This is a genomic window from Streptomyces sp. Y309 (genome assembly GCF_056712025.1).
In genome coordinates this window covers 3,271,752-3,293,012 of record NZ_CM160048.1, presented here as the reverse complement: position 1 = coordinate 3,293,012, position 21,261 = coordinate 3,271,752, and the positions used below count along the sequence as shown (strand labels likewise).

Sequence of the window (21,261 nt, the reverse complement as noted above, 5' to 3'; positions counted from 1 at the left end):
TCCTTAAGCGTCCCCCGTCGGTCCCGAAAAGCGTGGAGCCAACCCGTGCGCGTAGATCTGCACACCCACTCCACCGCCTCCGACGGCACGGACACCCCCGCCGAGCTGGTCCGCAACGCGGCCGCCGCCGGACTGGACGTGGTCGCGCTGACCGACCACGACACGACCCGCGGCCACGCCGCGGCGATCGCCGCGCTGCCGCCCGGCCTCACCCTCGTCACCGGCGCCGAGCTGTCCTGCCGCCTCGACGGCATCGGGATGCACATGCTGGCGTACCTCTTCGACGCCGAAGAGCCCGAGCTGGCCCGCGAGCGCGAACTCGTCCGCGACGACCGCGTGCCGCGCGCGCAGACGATGGTCCGCAAGCTCCAGGAGCTCGGTGTCCCCGTCACCTGGGACCAGGTCGCGCGCATCGCGGGCGACGGCTCGGTCGGCCGCCCGCACATCGCCGAGGCGCTCGTCGAGCTCGGTGTCGTACCGACCGTGTCGGACGCCTTCACCCCCGCCTGGCTCGCCGACGGCGGCCGGGCCTACGCCGAGAAGCACGAGCTCGACCCCTTCGAGGCGATCCGCCTGGTCAAGGCCGCGGGCGGCGTCACCGTCTTCGCGCACCCGGCCGCCGCCCAGCGCGGCAAGGTCGTCCCCGAGTCGGCGATAGCCGAGCTGGCCGCCGCGGGCCTCGACGGCATCGAGGTCGACCACCCGGAACAGCTGGCGTACGCGCCCGAGTCGGGCCCCCGGCTGCGCGGCCTCGCCGCCGACCTCGGCCTGCTCGTCACCGGGTCGAGCGACTACCACGGCACCCGCAAGACATGCGTGCTCGGGGAGTACACCACCGACCCCGAGATCTACGGCGAGATCACCCGCCGGGCCACGGGAGCCTTCCCGGTCCCGGGCGCGGGCGGAGCCCCGGCCGCGTAACGCGCACCACAGCCCATCACCGCGCCCCGGCCGCGCGACGCGCGCCACCGCGCCCAAGCATCACCGCACCACCGCACCACCGCACCACCGTCCGCGCACGGCGCCATCACCGCGCGCCCCCACCCGCATCGCTCCGTACGACCCTCTTCCGCAAGGCCATCACTGTGTTCGACGTCGCCGTCTTCGGCTCCCTCTTCCTCACCCTTTTCGTCATCATGGACCCCCCTGGGGTCACGCCGATCTTCCTCGGTCTCACCGCGGGCCGCCCCGCCAAGGTCCAGAAGAAAATGGCCTTCCAGGCGGTGTGCGTGGCCCTCGGAGTCATCACCGTCTTCGGCATCGTCGGCCAGCAGATCCTCGACTATCTGCACGTCTCCACCCAGGCGCTGATGATCGCGGGCGGCCTGCTGCTGCTCCTGGTCGCCCTCGACCTGCTCACCGGCAAGAACGACGAGCCGCAGCAGACCAAGGACGTCAACGTCGCCCTGGTGCCGCTCGGCATGCCGCTGCTCGCCGGGCCGGGCGCGATCGTGCAGGTGATCCTCGCGGTGCAGCACGCCGACGGCATGGAGCAGGTCTCCGTGTGGGCGGCGATTCTCGCCATCCATGTGGTGCTGTTCCTGGCGATGCGCTTCTCGCTGCTGATCATCCGCGTGATCAAGGACGGCGGTGTGGTGCTGGTGACGCGCCTCGCCGGAATGATGCTGTCGGCGATCGCCGTGCAGCAGATCATCAACGGCCTCACGCAGGTGATCCGAGGCGGTTGAGCCTGCCGGGTGATCCCGGCAGGCTCCGACCACGTACAGAGCCCTGTACGGCACCGGACGTACCGGTGGCGTACAGGGCTCTGAAGTGTGAGATGAGGCCGATCGGCGCCGTTATGAGGCCGAGGCGTCGGCCGGACGGATGTAGAGGCGCTGCCCTATGGCGGCGGCTTGCTGCACGATCCGGTTGACGGAGGCGGCGTCCACGACGGTGCTGTCCACGGCGGTGCCGTCGACGTCGTCGAGTCGCATGATTTCGAAGCGCATGGGCTTCTCCCTTCGTCTGGTGATCCTCCTGAAGGAGAACTGCTGGCTACATAGGGGTCCAACGGCTTGACCCGTTCAAACATTCCCTACGCTAAAGAAAATTTTCGCGAGGCTAATGAACGCCCTGTTTCGTGACTGTATCGCGGCTGGTTGTGTTCGCTGAGTAACCGCTACCGGTTGTGCCCGCAGAGTGACGGGCGGGACAATGCGTTCCGTATGGACATGGACGAGACCAATGACGAGACCGGCGGGATCAGCGCCCGCCTCGAGCGCACCAACGGACTGCTCGAGCGCATGCTCGCCGAGGTGGCGAAGACCCCGTCCACCCACGCGATCTTCGTCGACGCCGGCTATCTGTACGCGGCCGCCGGGCGCCTCGCCGCGGGCACCGAGGACCGGCGCTCCTTCGACCTCGACGCCGAGGGGCTGATCGAGGCGCTGATCGACAAGGCCCGCACGATCTTCGCGGACAGTCGCCTGCTGCGCGTGTACTGGTACGACGGCGCGAGACGCCGCATCCACACCTCGGAACAGCAGGCGATCGCGGAACTCCCGGACGTCAAGGTGCGCCTGGGCAACCTCAACGCCAACAACCAGCAGAAAGGCGTCGATTCGCTGATCCGCTCCGACCTGGAGTCCCTGGCCCGGCACCGCGCCATCAGCGACGCGGCGCTGATCGGCGGCGACGAGGACCTGGTGTCGGCGGTCGAGGCGGCGCAGGGGTACGGCGCGCGCGTGCATCTGTGGGGCATCGACGCGCCGGACGGCCGCAATCAGGCGGAGCCGCTGCTGTGGGAGGTCGACAGCCAGCGCACGTTCGACGCGGACTTCTTCAAGCCGTTCGTCACGCGCCGCCCCGCCGTGCCGTACGAGGGCCTGTCGACGACGCCCCGGCCCTCACGGGACGACGTGCGCTTCGTCGGCGCCCAGATCTCCGCGAAGTGGCTCTCGGCGCGGGGCCGGGAGGCGCTGGTGGGCCTGCTGCCCGGCCACCCCTACCTGCCCGGCTCGGTCGACCAGGAGCTGCTCGTGGAGGCGGAGCGGCTGCTCGACTACTCGCTGCGGGGCCAGTCGGACCTGCGGCGGGTGCTGCGGGACGGCTTCTGGGACCACTTGCAGCAGTGCTACTGACCCCGCTCGCTCGCTTCTTTACTGGCTCTGCCCGCTCACCCTGTCCCAGAAGGCGGCGAGGGCGGCGGCGGTCTCCAGCGGGCGGTCGGTATTGGGGGAGTGCTCCGCGCCGGTGATCACGGTGCGGCGCGCGTCGAGGCGGCGCGCCATGTCGTCGAGGAGCGGTACGGGCCAGGTGTCGTCGCGTACGCCGGAGACGACGTGCTTGGGCAGAGGTACGGCGGCGAGCTCGTCGACGCGGTCCGGCTCGGCGCACAACTGCCTGCCGGTGGCGATGAGTTGGGCCGGGCTGTTGCGGAGCCAGCGGGCGCGCAGGTCGGCGCCGTCGACGTCGGCGTCCTCGGGGGTGTCCATGGCCCGCATCGCCGCCCACACCACGTCCATGGGGTGGGCGGCGAGGGCGTCCGTGAGGAGCTTGGCGCGGGTCTGCTGCGGCGGGGAGACGTGGGCCGGTCCGGACGCCATGAGGGTGAGCGAGGCGAAGGTGCCGGGGGGTGCGAGGAGGACGGCGGCGCGGGCCACCAGGCCGCCGAGGGAGTGGCCGAGCAGGTGCGGGGGCCCCTCGTCGGGGGTGTGTACGGCGGCTGCCTGCGCGAGGACGTCCTTCGCCAACTCGTCCTGGGCGTACGCCGATTCGTCGTCCGGGCCGGCGGATTCGTACTGGCCGCGGCCGTCGATGGACACGGTGCGGTAGCCGGCGGCGGCGAGGGGCCGGAGCAGCGCGATGAAGTCCTCCTTGCTCCCGGTGAACCCCGGAAGCAGCAGGGCGGTGCCCTTGACCTCGCCGGCCGGACGGGTGTCCAGGACGGCGAAGTCACCGCGGACGGTGCGGAGGGGGTACGCGAGGGTGCCTTCGGGCGGGGTGAAGGTGGGCGGCCGACTCATGCCACCGAGGCTACTGGCCGGGGGCCTTGGGCCGGGGCGCCCCTCCCCACGCCGGATCGGCACCGTGGGCCCTGGGCGGTGCCCCTCCCCGTGCCTTGCGGTGCCGTGGGCGCGGGCTTGTTCCCTTCCCCGCGCCGTAATGGCGCCGTGGGCGTGGGCTGTGCCCACCTGTGCCGCCCTCTGGGCGGCCCAGCTGCCCACAGGGGGGAGGGGACCGGGCCGGTGTCGCCCATGCGGTGACGGTGCCGTGGGGGTGGGTTGTGCCTCTGCGCGTGCCGTAATGGCGCCGTGGGCGTGGGCTGTGCCCACCCGTGCCGCCCTCTGGGCGGCCCAGCTGCCCACAGGGGGAGGGGCGCGCGGTGCCGCCAGGGCCGCCAGCCGACGCCCCTCACCGGGGCGCAGACGCCGACGAGCCCTCGTTACCGAGGCGATGCCGCCACCCAGCCGCAGATGTCAGTGAGCCCCCGCTATCGGGGTGACGCCCCCCCCACCCCGCCACAGACGCCGCCCCCCCCGCCACCGAGGTGCCCCCCACCAGGCCCCAGACGTCGGTGAACCCCCGCCGCCGAGGCCGACGCCCCCCACCCGGCCGCAGACGCCAGTGGACCCCTGCCGCCGAGGCGACGAAGGTTCCGGCTGGGTGTGGTTGGCGGGGACGCCGCACGCCCCCGTCGTACTTCTGGGCCGCAGTAAACGGGTGGGCGGGTGGGAGGGGCCGCCGCGGAGCGGCGGGGTGGCGGGGTGGCGGCGGGCGCCCCGGCACGGGGTACAACGACACCCACCCGTGGCCAGGGCGGGTGGCCCCGGGCACGGGTGGGTGGAAGGTGGAGCTGGGACTAGCTGTCCGCGGAGTCCGCGGGCTTGCGGGTGCGGCGGCGGCGCGGCTTCGCCACGGGGGCGTCCTCCGCGACGTCCACCACGGCCTCCGTGACCTTCGCGGACGCCGCAGCCTTCGTGGACCTCGCAGCCTTCGTGGCCTTCGCAGGCTTCTCGCTCTCCGTCGAGTCCACCGACTCCGCAGAGCTCACCGCCGCGGAAGCGGCGTCCTCGCCCCCCGCACGGGTGCGACGCCGACGCCGCGGTGTACGCGGAGCAGCCTCCCCCGCAGCAGCAGGCGCGGCAGCCTCGGTCACCACAGACGCAGCAGCGGCGGACGCAGCCACGGCGGACGTGGCTTCGGCAGGCGCGGCCTCGGTCACGCCGGACGCAGCGGCGGCGTCCTGCGCCACCGCGGACGCGTCCACACCGTCGAGCGGGGCACCCGCACGGGTGCGACGCCGACGCCGCGGCGTACGCGCGGGCCGCTCGGCCTCCTCGGCCTGCGCCCGGTCACGCTCACCCTGCGCCCGGCCACCCGCACGCTCACCACGCCGCGAGCCACCGCGGGAGGCGGAGCCACGGGAGCCGCGGCCCCCGGTCTCGCCCAGGTCCTCGACCTCTTCGGCGTCGAGCCCGGCCCGGGTGCGCTCGGCACGCGGCAGGACACCCTTCGTACCGGCGGGGATGTTCAGTTCCTCGTACAGGTGCGGGGAGCTGGAGTACGTCTCGACCGGGTCGTTGAAGCTCAGGTCGAGCGCCTTGTTGATGAGCTGCCAGCGCGGGATGTCGTCCCAGTCGACGAGCGTGATCGCGATGCCCTTGGCGCCCGCGCGGCCGGTGCGGCCGATGCGGTGGAGGTACGTCTTCTCGTCCTCCGGCGACTGGTAGTTGATGACGTGCGTGACGCCCTCGACGTCGATGCCGCGGGCGGCGACGTCGGTGCACACGAGCACGTCGACCTTGCCGTTGCGGAAGGCCCGCAGGGCCTGCTCGCGCGCGCCCTGGCCCAGGTCGCCGTGCACGGCGCCGGAGGCGAAGCCGCGGCGCTCCAGCTGCTCGGCGATGTCGGCGGCCGTCCGCTTCGTACGACAGAAGATCATCGCGAGTCCGCGGCCGTCGGCCTGCAGGATGCGGGAGACCATCTCCGGCTTGTCCATGGAGTGCGCGCGGTAGACGAACTGCGCGGTGTTCGCGACGGTCTGGCCCTCGTCGTCCGGCGCGGTGGCGCGGATGTGCGTGGGCTGCGACATGTAGCGGCGGGCGAGGCCGATGACGGCGCCCGGCATCGTCGCGGAGAAGAGCATCGTCTGGCGCTTCACCGGAAGCATGTTGATGATCTTCTCGACGTCGGGCAGGAAGCCCAGGTCGAGCATCTCGTCGGCCTCGTCGAGGACGAGGCACTTGACGTGCTTCAGGTTCAGCTTGCGCTGACCGGCGAGGTCGAGCAGGCGGCCCGGGGTGCCGACGACCACGTCGACGCCCTTCTTCAGGGCCTCGACCTGCGGTTCGTAGGCACGGCCGCCGTATATGGCGAGGACGCGGACGTTGCGCGCCTTGCCGGCGGTCAGCAGGTCGTTGGTGACCTGCTGGCACAGCTCGCGGGTGGGGACGACGACGAGGGCCTGCGGCGCCTCGGTGAGCTGCTCGGGCTCGGCGCGGCCCGCCTCGACGTCGGCGGGGACGACCACGCGCTCCAGGAGCGGGAGACCGAAGCCCAGCGTCTTGCCGGTGCCGGTCTTCGCCTGGCCGATGACGTCGGTGCCGGAGAGCGCTACGGGGAGCGTCATCTCCTGGATGGGGAAGGGATTGATGATGCCGACGGCCTCAAGGGCCTCGGCCGTCTCGGGAAGGATCCCGAGCTCTCGGAAAGTCGTAGTCAGGGCAATGCCTCTTCTGTGAGACGCGGCGCGAGGCGAACGCATGGGGGTCGTGACCGTGCCGGGGACTGCCGGCCGCCTGATGGGGAACGAGCCGGGCGAGCCGGGTGGCACGGGACCACTGCCGACGCTCGAGCGCTCACACCGCTGAGGGGGTCCCTCCGCATGCCGTACGCACGGTGCGCACCGCCCTGGAGGGCTGTCTGGTCGGAGCCGATCGGGCCACCGACCGGGCATCCTCATTCATGCGGCCCGTCGAATATTCGGCGGGCGCATTACCACTGTACCCCGGAATCTCGCATGCGTGTCCGGCGATTTCGTCACGTCGTGGTCGTCACACTGGCTGACCAGGCCCTTACGCCCTACGGCAGGCGGGCTATTGTGCGCTTCATGGAGACGCCTGACACCGCCGCACAGCCCCCCGAATCCCCTCAATCCTCCGAATCCCCCGAAGGCACCGCGGACACCGCGGCCCCCACCGGGGTCGCCGCCCAGGACTGGGCGAAGGCCTCCGCCGACCCGCAGTACCGCGCCGCCGTCGTGGACCTGCTGGGCGCGCTCGCGTACGGCGAGCTGGCGGCGTTCGAGCGGCTCGCGGAGGACGCGAAGCTGGCGCCGACGCTCGCCGACAAGGCGGAGCTGGCGAAGATGGCGTCCGCCGAGTTCCACCACTTCGAGCAGTTGCGGGACCGGCTGGCGGCGGTCGGGCAGGAGCCGACGGCGGCGATGGAGCCGTTCGTCGAGGCGCTCGACGGCTTCCACAAGCAGACGGCGCCGTCCGACTGGCTCGAGGGCCTGGTCAAGGCGTACGTCGGCGACTCGATCGCCAGTGACTTCTACCGCGAGGTCGCGGCGCGGCTCGACGGTGACACGCGCCGCCTCGTCCTCGGCGTCCTCGACGACACCGGCCACGCCAGCTTCGCCGTCGAGAAGGTGCGGGCCGCGATCGACGCCGATCCGCGCGTCGGCGGACGGCTCGCGCTGTGGGCCCGGCGGCTCATGGGCGAGGCGCTCTCGCAGTCGCAGCGGGTGGTCGCCGACCGGGACGCGCTGTCGACCATGCTCGTCGGGGGCGTCGCGGACGGCTTCGACCTCGCGGAGGTCGGGCGGATGTTCTCCCGGATCACCGAGGCGCACACGAAGCGCATGGCCGCGCTTGGCCTGGCGGCCTAGCCGAGCTGTCTTGGCGCGCCGCCCACCTTCTCCGCGGCCCCGGGCGGGGTGGCCGTCGGTCGCCCTGCGGGCTCGTCCTCAATCGCCGGACGGGCTTTCTTTCCTCGCTGTCTGTCCTCGGCTCCGCATCCGCCGGCCGCCAGGCCCTACGCGGGTGCCTGGCGGCGGTGCAGGCGGCGGGTGGGGCGCAGCAGCAGGGACAGCAGCGCGGCCGAGACGGCGAGGGCGCCGACGAGAGTCGCGGGAGTGTGGCCCGAGCCCAGCGCCGTGTGCGTGATGAACGCTCCGATCAGTGCTCCGCCCACTCCGGTCGCGAGCACCAGCGCCCGCGCGGGCAGCCGGTGGGGCAGACGGCGGGCCGTCGCCCAGGCCAGGGCCAGGCCGATGAGTGCGGAGCCGAGCGCTTCGAGGATCACGGTGTGTTCCCTCCCTCGTGGCCAGGTGCAAAACGGTCGTAGCCGGTCTTACCCCTGCCTGTCGGAACGCAACCCTCCTGGGACCGGCGCCAGGAAGGGCGCACTGGAGCGCGGCGGAACGACGGCCGCAGCGTGGCAGAACGACGGAACGGCCCGGTGGCGAGTGCCACCGGGCCGTTCCCGTGTTGCTGTGCGTGCGCCGTCCTACAGCGCGCCGAAGCCCACCTTGCGCACGGTCGGCTCGCCGATCTCCACGTACGCGAGGCGGTCGGCCGGCACCAGGACCTTGCGGCCCTTGTCGTCCGCCAGGGTCAGCAGCTGGGCCTTGCCCGACAGGGCGTCGGACACCGCGCTCTCGACTTCCTCGACGCTCTGACCGCTCTCCAGAACGATCTCGCGAGGCGCGTGCTGCACGCCGATCTTGACCTCCACGCTTTGTCCCTCCGACGGTCAGTGATGTGCGCGGCCGCCCGCGCCGTACCCAGCACAGATTAGCCCGGAGAGGGGACGGGAACGGCTCCGGCCGTGCACGCCAGGAGCGAACACGGTGCCGGCGGGCCGCGGGAACAAACGCGCGGTCAGTGACCCCTCGGCCGCGGGCCGGTGTCTCCCGGTCGCGGTCAGTGACCCTCGGCCCCGTGCAGCGGGAAGCCGGCGATGCCCCGCCAGGCCAGGGAGGTGAGCAGCTGCACCGCCTTCTCGCGCGGTACGCCGCCGTCGCTGTGCAGCCAGTAGCGCGCGACGACCTGGGCGAGGCCGCCGAGGCCGGACGCCAGGAGCATCGACTCGGACTTGGACAGGCCGGTGTCCTCCGCGATGACCTCGCAGATCGCCTCCGCGCACTCCAGGGTGACCTTGTCCACGCGCTCGCGGACCGCGGGCTCGTTCGTCAGGTCCGACTCGAAGACGAGCCGGAACGCGCCGCCGTCGTCCTCCACGTACCCGAAATAGGCGTCCATCGTCGCCGCGACGCGCTGCTTGTTGTCCGTGGTGGACGCGAGCGCCGCGCGGACCGCCTGCAGGAGGTTCTCGCAGTGCTGGTCGAGCAGCGCGAGATAGAGGTCGAGCTTGCCGGGGAAGTGCTGGTACAGCACCGGCTTGCTGACGCCCGCCCGCTCAGCGATGTCGTCCATGGCCGCCGCGTGGTACCCCTGGGCGACGAAGACCTCCTGGGCCGCGCCCAGAAGTTGATTGCGTCGGGCACGGCGCGGCAGGCGTGTGCCCCGCGGGCGTGCCGCCTCTGTCTGCTCGATGGCTGTCACGCCGCCTCCCAAAGTCGTCCTTGTGCTGCGGTGTGCGCCGCGCCGCCATCGTACTTTTCGGTAACTGTGATGTGGGCGGTGCGAGCGCAGAATTTCACGGACTGGATGCCCTCGACAGTCACCGGCAGCCGTGCGTAGCAGGACAAACACGGGCAGCTCCGTCCTTGTCGTCCTTGCCGTTCTTGCCGGGCCGGCGGGGGCGGCTGCTCCTGATCAGCGGTAGTCGTCCTCGTCGATTGACACCACGCGGGCCTGTTCGGCCAGATCGGCCTCGTTGGCGGCGTTCGGGTCGGCGTCCTTGAGCGACTCGTCCCGCTGCGGCGAGAGGTCGGTGTGCTGCTCCGCGGAGTCGGCCTCCGGGGTCTCCGGGCTGCTCTCCTCGTCCTCGGTCTCCTCGGCCGCGAAGGTGTCGGGGTCGCTGGGGTCGACGGTCATGTGGACTCCTCGGCTCTCTTCCCTGGGGGCTTGCCGTGACTCTGTTTCCCTGGGGCTTGCCGTCATGCCTTGCGAGCCTCTTGGTCCTCTTCCGGTCCTCTTCCCTTTGAGCCTAGGGAAGACCCGCACCGGCCGCTACGCGATCTGTACGGGATCTGTGATGCCGAACACGCGATCCCACGCGTGATCGTCTCGTAACATTGCCCGCATGTCTTCGACCGAGTTGCCGGACGTACTGGCCGCCGTCGCCGCCCCCAAGCCGGGCGCCGTCGCCGTCGCCGAGGGCGAGCGGCTCGACTCGGTCGCCCTTCCCGGGCTCACTCTGAACGTGCGCTCGCGCCCGTCGGCCCGCTCCGGCCTGCCGCCCGCGCTGTACGTGCACGGGCTCGGCGGGTCCTCGCAGAACTGGTCGGCGCTGATGCCGCTGCTCGAGGACGTCGTGGACTGCGCGGCGCTCGACCTGCCGGGCTTCGGCGACTCGCCGCCGCCGGACGACGGCAACTATTCGGTGACCGGGCACGCGCGCGCGGTCATCCGTTATCTGGACGCCAGCGGGCGCGGCCCCGTGCATCTGGTGGCCAATTCGCTGGGCGGCGCCGTGTCGACGCGCGTCGCCGCGGCACGGCCGGACCTGGTGCGCACGCTCACGCTGATCTCGCCCGCCCTGCCCGAGCTGCGGGTGCAGCCCACGGCGGTGCCCACGGGGCTGCTCGCGGTGCCCGGCGTCACGCGCCTGTTCACCCGGCTCACCAGGGAGTGGACGGCCGAGCAGCGGGTCCGCGGAGTGCTCGGTCTCTGTTACGGCGATCCGGCGCGGGTCACCCCCCAGGGCTTCGGCGCCGCGGTGCGGGAGATGGAGCGGCGGCTCGCGCTGCCGTATTTCTGGGACGCGATGACGCGCACGGCGCGCGGCATCGTGAACGCGTACACGCTGGGCGGTCAGCACGGTCTGTGGCGGCAGGCGGAGCGGGTGCTCGCGCCGACGCTGCTCGTGTACGGCAGCCGGGACCAGCTCGTGTCGTACCGCATGGCGCGCAAGGCGTCGGCCGCCTTCCGCGACTCGCGGCTGCTCACGCTGCCGGACGCGGGGCACGTGGCGATGATGGAGTATCCGGAGACGGTCGCCGCCGCGATCCGTGAACTGCTCGCCGAGACGGGCGAGTTGGTCGCGACCGATGCCGGGACCGATGCCGTGGCTGATACCGATGAGGTGGCAGGCCCGGACGAGTTGAGTGATCCGCGTGGGGTGCGCGATCGTGGCGGTGTGAGTGACCACCACGATTCGGGTTCGAGGAGCTGAGGCGCCGCGTGGGACGTCATAGCCGCCGGGGCCCGGCCGACACCTCGGACACCGCAAGTACCTCCGGCATACAGCAGGCCGGTGCCGCGAAGGCGCAGCCCAAGGGCGGCGCAGTCGGCCCCGGCCGACGCAGGCGCGGCGAGGCGGGGCAGGACGGCACGCCCGCCCACGGCGTCCCGCAGGCGACCCCGCCGGGCGGGGTGCCGCAGCAGACGCCGCCGCACGGCGTTCCGCAGAACACGCCGCCGCACGGCTTCCCGCAACAGACGCCACCGCACGGGGTGCCCCAGCACACGCCCCCGCATGGCGTCCCGCAGCAGACTCCGCCGCATGGCGTCCCGCAGCAGACTCCGCCGCACGGCATTCCGCAGCACACCCCGCCGCACGGCTTCCCCCAGCACACCCCGCCGCACGGGGTGCCTCAGCAGACTCCGCCGCACGGCGTCCCGCGGCACGACCCGCACGTCCGCGGTGGTCACCCCGAGCAGCGGGAGGCCGGGGGCGGCTGGGGTGAGGTCGGGGGTGCGGCCGGCGGGCCCCGGATGGGGGCCGGGTACGGCGTCGTGCCGCCGCGGCAGCGCGGTCCCGTGGTCCCCGGGCCCCGGCGGGAGTACGTCGACGCGTTCGGCGACGACGTCGACGCCGGCGACGGTCTCGACCACCTCGACGACGCGGACGTCTTCGCCGCCGGCGCGGGCACCGCCCGGCGCACGCCCCCGCACGACCCGTACGAATCCGTGACGACCTGGGACACGGACGGGCCCGGCGACGGTGGCGACGGCACCGACGACGCCGAGGACGACGGGCCGTACGACGACGACGGTCACCCCGACACCCGCACCGACCAGGGCCGAGAGAAGAACCGCGGCCGCACCGTCACCGGCATCGCCGCGGCCGCCGTCACCACCGTCCTCGCCGTCGTCGTGGCCGGTCAGGTCGCCGACGGCGCCAAGGACGACGGCCCGCGCACGCGCGCCGCGGAGAAGGGCGACAACCGCGACGGCCAGGACTCCGAGGCGTCCCGCTCGGACAAGCGCCCCACGCCGTCCGACCCCGCGCCCGCGGCCCCGGCGACGTACGACGAGAAAATGGGCAAGAAGTACCCGCTGGACGCGAAACTCACCGCGGCCGGGAAATTCGACGTGATCCGCGGATTCGACAAGGCGCCCGGCAAGGGGCGGAAGTTCCGCTACCGCGTCGACGTGGAGAAGGGCATGGGCCTGGACGGGACACTGTTCGCGCAGGCCGTGCAGAAAACCCTGAACGACGACCGGAGTTGGGCACACGGCGGCGGCCGGACCTTCGAGCGGATCTCCTCCGGAAAGCCCGATTTCGTCATTACGCTGGCCAGCCCGGGAACCACCGCGAAATGGTGCGCGAAATCCGGTCTCGACACCTGGGAACAGAATGTGTCGTGCGATTCGGCCGCCACGGACCGCGTGATGATCAATGCCTACCGGTGGGCGCAGGGCGCCAAGACCTACGGCGACCGGATACACCCGTACCGGCAGATGCTGATCAACCACGAGGTCGGCCACCGGCTCGGCTACGGCCACGTCGACTGCCGCCGCGACGGCGAACTCGCGCCGGTCATGCAGCAGCAGACCAAGTTCCTCGACCACGACGGCATCCGCTGCAAGGCCAACCCCTGGGCGTTCCCCGAGAGTTGAGCCGGTCCCGCCACCGGTACGGGGGACGAACCGGGCCTCGCGTTGACATTCCGCGCGGCATCGTCCATATTTCTCCGCATGTCGATCCGTCACGCCTCCGCGAGCGCCGCCCTTGAGCTGGCGCTGTTCGGCGTGACCGCGCTCTGCGTGGCCGACATTCACTGTCGCTGACGCCCGCCCCCGGCGAGTGCGTCGCGTTTGCTTCCTTTTTCCTCTGCTCTGCCGTATTTCTCCCTGCCGTGTGCCTGAACCGCCTTCGCGCGGTGCGCACGGCATGGCGCGGCAGTTCTGAAACCGCACTCGGTGTGCCTCGCCCTGGGTGGGCTCTCGCGAATCCCTGATTCCTTCTTTTTCGCTTTCCGAGAGGCACTCCGATGCGTCTGCGTCGTCAGAAGTCCGTCATATCTCGCCGCGTGGCAGCGGCATCCGCCAGCCTGGTCGTCCTGGCCTCGGGCGCCGCCGCCTGCGCGGGCCCCAAGGACAGCAACGACGCGGGCGGCGGCGACGGCAAGCCGCGGCAGGGCGGCACCCTCACCGTCCTCAACCGCGACCCGCAGAGCGACTTCGACCCGGCGCGCCTGTACACCTCCGGCGGCGGCAACCTGCCGAGCCTCGTCTTCCGCACCCTGACCACCCGCAACCGCGAGGACGGCGCCGAGGGCGCGAAGGTCGTCCCCGACCTCGCCGAGAGCCTCGGCAAGCCGAGCAAGAACGCCACGGTGTGGACGTACACCCTCAAGAAGGGCCTCAAGTTCGAGGACGGCTCGCCGGTCACGACCAAGGACATCAAGTACGGCATCGAGCGCTCCTTCGCCGCCGAACTCTCCGGCGGCGCGCCCTTCTTGAGGGACTGGCTGATCGGCGGCGACGAGTACCAGGGCCCCTACAAGGACAAGAAGGGCCTCGAGTCCGTCGAGACGCCCGACGACCGGACCATCGTCTTCCGTCTGAACAAGCCCGTCGGTGACTTCGACTACGTGGCCACGCAGACGTCCTTCGCGCCCGTCCCGAAGGCCAAGGACAAGGGCACCAAGTACGAGGAGCACCCGGTCTCGACCGGCCCCTACAAGGTCGTCAAGAACTCGGGCGACGGCGAGCGGCTGCAGTTCGAGCGCAATCCGCACTGGTCCGCCGACACCGACGCCGAGCGCAAGGCCTACCCCGACAAGATCGACGTACGCTCCGGCCTCAACTCGTCCGTCGTCAACCAGCGGCTCTCCGCGGGGCAGGGCGCCGACGCCGCCGCCGTCACCACCGACACCAACCTCGGGCCCGCCGAACTCGCCAAGGTCAGCGGCGACAAGAAGCTCGCCGCGCAGGTCGGCACCGGCCACTTCGGCTACACCAATTACCTCGCCTTCAACCCGAAGGTGAAGCCGTTCGACGACCCGAAGGTCCGCCAGGCCATCGCCTACGCCGTCGACCGCACCTCCGTCGTCAACGCCGCCGGCGGCTCCTCGCTCGCCGAGCCCGCCACCACCTTCCTGCCGAACCAGAAGTCCTTCGGCTACACGAAGTTCGACCACTTCCCGGCGGGCGCCTCCGGCAGCCCGAAGAAGGCCAAGGAGCTCCTGAAGGCCGCCGGCCACAAGGACGGCCTGACCATCACGCTCACCCATTCCAACGCCAAGAACTTCGAGACCAGCCCCGAGATCGCCACCGCTCTCCAGGACGCCCTGAAGAAGGCCGGCATCACCGTCAAGCTCCAGGGCCTCGAGGACAACGACTACGAAGACAAGGTCCACGACGCCAAGGACGAGCCCGGCCTGTTCCTCGCCCACTGGGGCGCCGACTGGCCCTCCGGCGGCCCGTTCCTGTCGCCGATCTTCGACGGCCGCCAGATTGTCAATGATGGATACAACTTCAACTCCAGCTTCCACAATGACAAGTCGGTCAATGCCGAGATTGACGCAATCAACGAGTTGACCGATCACGACGCGGCCGCCAAGAGGTGGGGCGCTCTTGACAAGAAGATCGGCGCCCAGGCCCTGAACGTGCCGCTGTTCCACCCGGTCTACAAGCGCCTGTACGGCAAGGACGTCAAGAACGTCGTGATCAGTGACTGGACGGGCGTCCTCGACGTCTCCCAGGTCGCGGTCAAGTAGGGCCGGTCAGGTCAACCGTCATGAGTGAGGCCCTGTTGGCCTCGGAGATTCCGGGGGCGGGTGCCACCACGGCGCCCGTCCCCGCCTCCGGAGCCCGTCAGTTCTGGCGGCGGCTGCGCACGCAGCGCGCCGCCCTCGTCGCGGCGGCGGTCGTCGCCCTGCTCGTCCTGGTCGCGCTCGCCGCGCCCCTGCTCACCGCCCTGGAGGGCCAGGACCCCACCTCGTACCACCCCGGACTCATCGACTCCGCCCGCGGCGGTGTGCCCGTCGGGCCGCTCGGCGGGATGAGCGCCGAGCACTGGCTCGGCGTCGAGCCGCAGACCGGCCGCGACCTGTTCGCGCGGCTCGTCTACGGAGCGCGCGTTTCCCTGGGCGTCGCCCTCGCGGCCACGCTGATGCAGATCGTGATCGGCGTCGCCGTCGGGCTCGCCAGCGGGCTCGGCGGGCGCCGGCTCGACCAGACGCTCAGCCGCGCCACGGACGTCATGGTGGCGCTGCCCCTGATGGTGCTCGCCCTCGCGCTGCTCGCCGTCGTGCCGAGCGGCTTTCCGCGACCGGTGCTCGTCGCCCTGGTCGTCGGGTTCGTGGGCTGGGGCGGCGTGGCCAAGGTCGTGCGCGCCGGGACCATCTCGCTGAAGTCGCTCGACCACGTGGCGGCGGCCCGGCTCAGCGGCTGGGGCGCGGTGCGGATCGCACGCCGCGAGCTGCTGCCCGCGCTCGCCGCGCCCGTCATCACGTACGCCGCGCTGCTCGTCCCCACGAACATCACCGTCGAGGCGGCCCTGTCCTTCCTCGGCGTCGGCGTCAAGCCGCCCACCGCGTCCTGGGGACAGATGCTCACGTCGGCCGACGTCTGGTACCAGGCGGCCCCGCAGTACCTGCTGCTGCCCGCCGCCGCGCTGTTCGTGACCGTGCTCGCGCTGACCGTCCTCGGCGACGGGGTGCGCACGGCGCTCGACCCGCGCGCGGCCTCGCGGCTGCGCGTCGGTACCGGCCGGAGGCGCGTTGGCACCGACCGGAAGCGTGTCGGTACCGGCCGGAAGCGGGAGGACGGCTCATGACCGCGTCCACCGCGTCCACCTCTGTGGCCACCAAGTCCCGGGGGCTCACCGCCGGGTTCGGCGGCCTGCTCGGCGGCGGCTTCACCGGGTTCGTCGTACGCCGGGCCCTCGGCGCCGTCGTCACGCTCTTCGTGCTGTCCGTCGTCATCTACGCCGTCTTCTACGTGGCGCCCGGCGACGTCGCCCAGATCACCTGCGGCCCGCGCTGCTCGCCCGCCCAAGTGCAGCAGGTCTCCGAGCAGTTGCGCCTCGACGACCCCCTGTACACGCGCTACCTGGACTTCCTGCGCGGCATTTTCGTCGGCCAGGACTACTCGACGGGCACGAGCGTGCTGCACTGCGACGCCCCCTGCCTCGGCCTGTCGTACCAGACCGACCAGCAGGTCACCGAGCTGATCCTGAACAAGGTGCCGGTCACCGGATCGCTCGCGATCGGCGCGATGGTGCTGTGGCTGATCCTCGGCGTCGGCACCGGCGTGCTCTCCGCCTGGCGCCGCGGCCGCGCGACCGAGCGGATCCTGACCGCCGTCACCCTCGCGGGCACGGCCACGCCCGTGTTCGTCATCGGCCTGCTCCTGATGATCCTCATCTGCGGCCAGCTGCAGTGGCTGCCGTTCCCGCAGTACGTGCCGTTCACCGAGGACCCGCAGCAGTGGGCGTGGAACCTGCTGCTTCCCTGGGTGTCCCTCGCGCTCATCGAAGCCGCCAAGTACGCCCGCCTGACCCGCTCCTCGATGCTGGAGACGCTCGCCGAGGACCACGTGCGCACCTTCCGCGCGTACGGCATCGGCGAGCGGTCCGTCGTCGGCAAGCACGCCCTGCGCGGCGCGCTCGCCCCCGTGATCGCGCTCAGCGCCAACGACTTCGGGTCGATGTTCGGCGGCGCCCTGCTCACCGAGACGCTGTTCGGGCTGCCCGGGCTCGGGCGCGAACTCGTGCAGGCGGTCCGGGTCGTCGACCTGCCGGTGGTCGTCGGCATGGTGCTCGTCACCGGCTTCTTCGTGGTCCTCGCCAACGCCGTCGCGGATGTGCTGTACGCGGTGGCCGACCGACGGGTGGTGCTGTCATGAGTCTTGTCCAGGTCGAGGACCTCGGCGTCGAGTTCGGCGCCGTGCGCGCAGTGGACGCGGTGTCCTTCACGCTGGAGCGCGGCGGGGCCCTCGGCCTCGTCGGCGAGTCAGGATCAGGCAAGTCGACCGTCGCGTCCGCGCTGCTCGGGCTCCACCGGGGCACGGGCGCGCGCGTGACGGGCTCCGTACGGGTCGGCGGCACCGACGTCGGCGCGGCCACGGACGCCGAACTGCGGCGGCTGCGCGGCCCGGTCGCCGCGATGGTCTTCCAGGACCCGCTGTCCTCGCTCGACCCGTACTACGCGGTGGGCGACCAGATCGCCGAGGTGTACCGCGCCCACTCCGGCGCCTCGCGGCGGGCGGCACGCGCGCGTGCCGTCGACGTGCTGGACCGGGTCGGCATCGCGGACGCCGCGCGGCGCGCGCGGTCCCGGCCGCACGAGTTCAGCGGCGGCATGCGCCAGCGCGCCCTGATCGCCATGGCCCTCGCCTGCGAGCCGGAGCTGATCGTCGCCGACGAGCCGACGACCGCCCTGGACGTGACCGTGCAGGCGCAGATCCTCGACCTGCTGCACGCGCTGCGCGAGGAGACCGGCATGGGCCTGCTCCTGGTCACCCACGACGTGGGCGTGGCCGCCGAGAGCGTGGACGACGTGCTCGTCATGCGCGGCGGGCGCGTGCTGGAGCGCGGCGCCGTGGCCCAGGTGCTCGGGGCGCCCCAGGAGGCGTACACCAAGGACCTGCTGGGCGCCGTGCCGCGGGTGGACGCGGCCCGTGAAAGCCGCCCCGCGGACACCGGCGCCGAGGCCGACGTGGTGGTCGAGGCCGAAGGGCTGCGGCGCGAGTTCGGGCGCGGCAGGCGGGCCTTCGCCGCTGTCGACGGGGTGTCGCTCAGCGTGCGGCGCGGCGAGACGCTCGGCATCGTCGGCGAGAGCGGCAGCGGCAAGACCACCCTCGGCCGGATGCTCGTCGGGCTCCTGGAGCCGACGGCCGGGCTGCTCCGCCACGGGGGTGTGGAGAAGTCCGGCAAGGGGGTCGTGCCGGGGGTGCAGATGGTGTTCCAGGACCCCGTCTCGTCGCTCAACCCGCGGCGTTCGGTGGGGGAGTCGATCGCCGATCCGCTGCGCGCGCGGGGCGACCGCGACGAGGACGCGATCCGCGCCCGCGTACGAAACCTCATGGAGCGCGTCCGCCTCGACCCGGCGTACTACGGCCGCTACCCGCACGAGTTCAGCGGCGGCCAGCGCCAGCGCGTGGGCATCGCACGGGCGCTAGCCGCCGAGCCCCGCCTGATCGTCTGCGACGAACCGGTCTCCGCCCTGGACGTCACCACACAGGCGCAGGTCACGGCCCTGCTGGCCGAGCTGCAGCGGGAGCTGGGGCTCGCGCTGGTCTTCGTCGCGCACGATCTGGCGGTGGTACGCCAGGTCAGCGACCGGGTCGCGGTGATGCGGCGCGGGCGGATCGTCGAGCACGGAACCGTGGACGAGGTGTACGGCTCTCCCCAGGACCCGTACACACGGCAGCTGCTCGCGGCCGTGCCCGCGCTGGACCCGGCGGCCGCGGCGGAGCGGCGTGCGGCGCGGCGAGGTGCGGCGGGCGCGGCGGGCGCGACTGGAGCGGAGGGCGCGGCGGGCGCGGGGGGTGCTGCGGGCAAGGAACTGGCCGCAGCGTGACCCTGCGTCACAGTGTGCGCACCCTCTTGGGGTGATATGCGGCATTCATTGGGCTATCGGCCTGACCTGAGCCTTCCATAGCGCGACGGAACGCGACCGGCGCGGGAAAGTTACGGCTCTTCACCCCTTCTGGTGGCGCGATGGACAACCGTCCGTCGCGCCACCGGCATGTCCGCATACGTTCGTCCCGCTGCGAGCCGTCGGTCCAACGGCGGCTCCCCATATGGGAGATCGGGGGTGCACGCGTGCGCATTGGACTGCTTACGGAGGGTGGTTATCCGTATGTGGGCGGTGAGGCCAGGCTCTGGTGCGACCGGCTCGTGCGCGGGCTCGGGCAGCACGAGTTCGACGTGTACGCGCTGAGCCGGAGCGAGCGGCAGGAGGCGCGGGGCTGGGTGGAGCTCCCCGCGCAGGTGCGGCGGGTGCGGAGCGCTCCGCTGTGGGGGCCGGGTGACGGCGCCCGGCTCGGCCTCGGCCGACGGGTGCGACGCAGGTTCGCCGAGGGCTTCGGCGAGTTGGCAGGGGCCGTATGCGCTGGAGCGGACGACTCCGGCCAGTTGGCGGACCGTTTCGGCAGCGCTCTGTACGGGCTCGCCGAACTCGCCCGCGAGTCTGGTGGGTCGGGTGGGTCGGGTGGCCTGGCCGGCGCCCTGCGCTCCGAAGCCGCCGTGCGCGCCCTTGAGAGCGCCTGCCGCGCGCCGGGCGCACCGCGGGCCGCGCGCGCCGCCCGGGTGCCGGATCTGTTGGCCGTCGCGGGTGAGTGGGAGCGCGTGCTGCGCCCGCTGTCCCTGGACTGGTACGGGGACGACGAGCTGGGCGCGGTCGACCTCTGCCACGCCACGGCGGGCGGCGGCGCCGCGCTGCCGGGACTCCTCGCCAAGCACTTCGCGGGGGTTCCGCTGCTGGTCACCGAGTACGGGGTGCAGTTGCGGGCGCATTATCTGGCGGGTGCGGGTGCGGGTGCGGGTGCGGGTGCGAGGGCCGGTGCCGGTGCCGGTGCGCGTGCGGCTGCGGGAACTGGGGGCAGTGGTGAGCCGGGGCTCGGCGCGCCCGCGCGGGCGCTGCTCGCCGCCTTCCACGGCCGGCTCGCCGCCGAGGTGTACCGCCAGGCCGCCGTCGTCACCCCCGGCAACGCGCACGCGCGCCGCTGGCAGGAACGGTGCGGCGCCGACCGCGCGAAGCTGCGCACGGTCTACCCGGGCCTGCCCGCGGGCCGCTTCGGCGAGGTCGGCGAGCGCGAGGACGCGGGGGAGCCGGAGACCCTGATCTGGGTCGGCCGGGTCGAGCCCGCGAAGGACCTGATCTCACTCCTGCACGCCTTCGCGGAGGTCCGCAAGGCAGAGCCCAAGGCGCGCCTGCGCATCGTCGGCGCGCTCGCGGACGGCCCGGAGGAGGCGGCGTACCTCGACCACTGCCGCGCGCTCGCCGCACAGCTCTTCCCCGACGAGGCGGACGGCGCGCACGCCGTCGGCGCCAACCCGGTGTCCTTCGAGGAGGTCGGCGGCCCGGAGGTGCCCGACCTCCCGGACGCGTATGCCGCGGGCGGCGTGGTCGTCCTGTCCAGCGTCGTCGAGGGCTTTCCGATCAGCCTGATCGAAGCGATGCTCTGCGGCCGCGCGACCGTCTCGACGGACGTCGGCGCGGTGGTGGAAGTCATCGGCGGCACCGGCCTCGTGGTCCCGCCGCGCAATCCGCGGGCGCTCGCGCAGGCGTGCGTGGCGCTCCTGCGCGACCCCGAGCGCCGCGCGCGCCTGGGGGCGGCGGCACGGGCACGAGCGCTCGAACTCTTCACGGTCGAGCAGAACATTGCAGCATTTAACGGCATTTACCTGGAGATCGTCTCGCACTGCCCGGTCCCGCGGGAGGCCGTGAACGAGGCGGGCGAGCCGGTGCCGTTCGCCCACCCCGCCGAGGCGTATGTGCCGGGTCGGTGGGCGGCGCGGGGCGGGACGGGTGCTGGTGGAGGTGTGTCCGGCGGCGGGGTGTTCGGGACGTCCGGGGCACTTGGAGCACTTGGAGCACCTGGGGTGTCTGGTGCAGACGATGCGTCCGATACGGCCGGTGCGGGCGGTGTGGTCGGGGCCGCCGGTGCGCCTACGTCCGCGCCCGCGCCGAGCTGGGCGGCCGCCGCGCGCCAACAGAGCGGTGTACGGCCCGGGTTGGGTCTTGGGCTGAGGGAGGCGTTGTCATGACGGGCTGGCCGGAACGCTCGGTGGACGTGCCGCGGGCGCCCGGGGGCGCGGGGGGCTGGGACGCGCGGTCGGAGGAGTTGGTGGCTGGGGCTGGACCCGGCGACGGGGCTGGGGCTGAGGTTGGCGTCGGTGCCGGGGCGGACGCCGGAGTCGGGCATGCCGGAGCGGGCGCCCCGGTCGACGGCGCCGCTGCGGAATCGGTAACTCCGCCACGTACCCCCGAAGTTGCCCCCGAAC

19 protein-coding genes are annotated in these 21,261 nt (G+C 72.4%); 12 read left to right on the top strand and 7 right to left on the bottom strand.

The genetic code is table 11. The features are described from left to right. Positions 1-45: 45 nt before the first annotated feature. On the top strand, positions 46-921 hold the full coding sequence (locus AC0KTA_RS12615) for a PHP domain-containing protein (protein WP_481055213.1): 876 nt from the start codon (positions 46-48) through the stop codon (positions 919-921). A gap of 164 nt (positions 922-1,085) precedes the next feature. Beyond that, positions 1,086-1,688 (top strand): MarC family protein, encoded by a 603-nt coding sequence (locus tag AC0KTA_RS12610; RefSeq protein ID WP_481055212.1) that lies wholly within the window; start codon positions 1,086-1,088, stop codon positions 1,686-1,688. A 111-nt stretch (positions 1,689-1,799) separates the two neighbouring features. Here AC0KTA_RS12610 and AC0KTA_RS12605 read toward each other — a convergent pair whose 3' ends face one another. Further along, on the bottom strand, positions 1,800-1,952 hold the full coding sequence (locus tag AC0KTA_RS12605) for a hypothetical protein (protein WP_481055211.1): 153 nt from the start codon (positions 1,950-1,952) through the stop codon (positions 1,800-1,802). A 216-nt stretch (positions 1,953-2,168) separates the two neighbouring features. Here AC0KTA_RS12605 and AC0KTA_RS12600 point away from each other — a divergent pair, with 216 nt between their 5' ends. Beyond that, positions 2,169-3,083: an NYN domain-containing protein gene (locus tag AC0KTA_RS12600; RefSeq protein WP_481055210.1), complete on the top strand. Its 915-nt coding sequence runs from the start codon at positions 2,169-2,171 to the stop codon at positions 3,081-3,083. Positions 3,084-3,101: 18 nt separating this feature from the next. Here the strand turns inward: AC0KTA_RS12600 and AC0KTA_RS12595 are convergent, their stop codons facing one another. Together AC0KTA_RS12595 and AC0KTA_RS12590 are read right to left on the bottom strand one after the other, a co-directional pair. Next, entirely contained in the window at positions 3,102-3,968 is an 867-nt protein-coding gene (locus AC0KTA_RS12595) for an alpha/beta fold hydrolase (RefSeq protein WP_481055209.1), read from the bottom strand. A gap of 836 nt (positions 3,969-4,804) precedes the next feature. Beyond that, positions 4,805-6,907, bottom strand: coding sequence for a DEAD/DEAH box helicase (locus AC0KTA_RS12590; protein ID WP_481055208.1), 2,103 nt, complete (start codon positions 6,905-6,907; stop codon positions 4,805-4,807). A 138-nt stretch (positions 6,908-7,045) separates the two neighbouring features. Between AC0KTA_RS12590 and AC0KTA_RS12585 the strand changes: the two genes are divergently transcribed. Next, on the top strand, positions 7,046-7,837 hold the full coding sequence (locus AC0KTA_RS12585) for a ferritin-like fold-containing protein (RefSeq protein WP_481056400.1): 792 nt from the start codon (positions 7,046-7,048) through the stop codon (positions 7,835-7,837). Positions 7,838-7,983: 146 nt separating this feature from the next. On the opposite strand, the gene AC0KTA_RS12580 is transcribed toward AC0KTA_RS12585, so the two are convergent. From AC0KTA_RS12580 to AC0KTA_RS12565, 4 genes are all read right to left on the bottom strand, one after another. Next, the gene (locus AC0KTA_RS12580) at positions 7,984-8,253 is read right to left on the bottom strand and encodes a hypothetical protein (RefSeq protein ID WP_481055207.1); all 270 of its coding nucleotides are present in this window, start codon (positions 8,251-8,253) and stop codon (positions 7,984-7,986) included. 204 nt (positions 8,254-8,457) lie between these two features. Next, the gene (locus AC0KTA_RS12575; protein ID WP_481055206.1) at positions 8,458-8,685 is read right to left on the bottom strand and encodes a DUF3107 domain-containing protein; all 228 of its coding nucleotides are present in this window, start codon (positions 8,683-8,685) and stop codon (positions 8,458-8,460) included. 188 nt (positions 8,686-8,873) lie between these two features. After that, entirely contained in the window at positions 8,874-9,515 is a 642-nt protein-coding gene (locus AC0KTA_RS12570; RefSeq protein WP_016644517.1) for a TetR/AcrR family transcriptional regulator, read from the bottom strand. 213 nt (positions 9,516-9,728) lie between these two features. Next, positions 9,729-9,950, bottom strand: a complete 222-nt coding sequence (locus AC0KTA_RS12565; protein WP_481055205.1) for a hypothetical protein — start codon at positions 9,948-9,950, stop codon at positions 9,729-9,731. Between the two features lie 208 nt (positions 9,951-10,158). Between AC0KTA_RS12565 and AC0KTA_RS12560 the strand changes: the two genes are divergently transcribed. From AC0KTA_RS12560 to AC0KTA_RS12525, 8 genes are all read left to right on the top strand, one after another. Next, complete coding sequence (locus AC0KTA_RS12560; protein ID WP_481055204.1) at positions 10,159-11,250, top strand: alpha/beta fold hydrolase; 1,092 nt, start codon at positions 10,159-10,161, stop codon at positions 11,248-11,250. Between the two features lie 8 nt (positions 11,251-11,258). Further along, the gene (locus tag AC0KTA_RS12555) at positions 11,259-12,920 is read left to right on the top strand and encodes a DUF3152 domain-containing protein (protein ID WP_481055203.1); all 1,662 of its coding nucleotides are present in this window, start codon (positions 11,259-11,261) and stop codon (positions 12,918-12,920) included. A 78-nt stretch (positions 12,921-12,998) separates the two neighbouring features. Beyond that, the gene (locus AC0KTA_RS12550; RefSeq protein ID WP_310592296.1) at positions 12,999-13,091 is read left to right on the top strand and encodes an Ms4533A family Cys-rich leader peptide; all 93 of its coding nucleotides are present in this window, start codon (positions 12,999-13,001) and stop codon (positions 13,089-13,091) included. Between the two features lie 203 nt (positions 13,092-13,294). Beyond that, the gene (locus tag AC0KTA_RS12545) at positions 13,295-15,025 is read left to right on the top strand and encodes an ABC transporter substrate-binding protein (protein ID WP_481055202.1); all 1,731 of its coding nucleotides are present in this window, start codon (positions 13,295-13,297) and stop codon (positions 15,023-15,025) included. A gap of 20 nt (positions 15,026-15,045) precedes the next feature. Continuing rightward, positions 15,046-16,086: an ABC transporter permease gene (locus tag AC0KTA_RS12540; RefSeq protein WP_481055201.1), complete on the top strand. Its 1,041-nt coding sequence runs from the start codon at positions 15,046-15,048 to the stop codon at positions 16,084-16,086. After that, positions 16,083-17,156: an ABC transporter permease gene (locus tag AC0KTA_RS12535; protein ID WP_481055200.1), complete on the top strand. Its 1,074-nt coding sequence runs from the start codon at positions 16,083-16,085 to the stop codon at positions 17,154-17,156. Before AC0KTA_RS12540 ends, AC0KTA_RS12535 begins: the two co-directional genes overlap by 4 nt. Beyond that, positions 17,153-18,832, top strand: coding sequence for a dipeptide ABC transporter ATP-binding protein (locus AC0KTA_RS12530; protein WP_481055199.1), 1,680 nt, complete (start codon positions 17,153-17,155; stop codon positions 18,830-18,832). Before AC0KTA_RS12535 ends, AC0KTA_RS12530 begins: the two co-directional genes overlap by 4 nt. 245 nt (positions 18,833-19,077) lie before the next feature. After that, complete coding sequence (locus AC0KTA_RS12525) at positions 19,078-21,024, top strand: glycosyltransferase (RefSeq protein ID WP_481055198.1); 1,947 nt, start codon at positions 19,078-19,080, stop codon at positions 21,022-21,024. The last annotated feature ends 237 nt before the right edge of the window (positions 21,025-21,261 follow it).

Coding starts and splice junctions, on each gene's coding strand:
- AC0KTA_RS12605 (WP_481055211.1), bottom strand. CDS start 1,952: ATGCGCTTCGAAATCATGCGACTCGACGACGTCGACGGCACCGCCGTG.
- AC0KTA_RS12600 (WP_481055210.1), top strand. CDS start 2,169: ATGGACATGGACGAGACCAATGACGAGACCGGCGGGATCAGCGCCCGC.
- AC0KTA_RS12595 (WP_481055209.1), bottom strand. CDS start 3,968: ATGAGTCGGCCGCCCACCTTCACCCCGCCCGAAGGCACCCTCGCGTAC.
- AC0KTA_RS12590 (WP_481055208.1), bottom strand. CDS start 6,907: ATGAGGATGCCCGGTCGGTGGCCCGATCGGCTCCGACCAGACAGCCCT.
- AC0KTA_RS12565 (WP_481055205.1), bottom strand. CDS start 9,950: ATGACCGTCGACCCCAGCGACCCCGACACCTTCGCGGCCGAGGAGACC.
- AC0KTA_RS12560 (WP_481055204.1), top strand. CDS start 10,159: ATGTCTTCGACCGAGTTGCCGGACGTACTGGCCGCCGTCGCCGCCCCC.
- AC0KTA_RS12550 (WP_310592296.1), top strand. CDS start 12,999: ATGTCGATCCGTCACGCCTCCGCGAGCGCCGCCCTTGAGCTGGCGCTG.
- AC0KTA_RS12545 (WP_481055202.1), top strand. CDS start 13,295: ATGCGTCTGCGTCGTCAGAAGTCCGTCATATCTCGCCGCGTGGCAGCG.
- AC0KTA_RS12540 (WP_481055201.1), top strand. CDS start 15,046: ATGAGTGAGGCCCTGTTGGCCTCGGAGATTCCGGGGGCGGGTGCCACC.
- AC0KTA_RS12535 (WP_481055200.1), top strand. CDS start 16,083: ATGACCGCGTCCACCGCGTCCACCTCTGTGGCCACCAAGTCCCGGGGG.
- AC0KTA_RS12530 (WP_481055199.1), top strand. CDS start 17,153: ATGAGTCTTGTCCAGGTCGAGGACCTCGGCGTCGAGTTCGGCGCCGTG.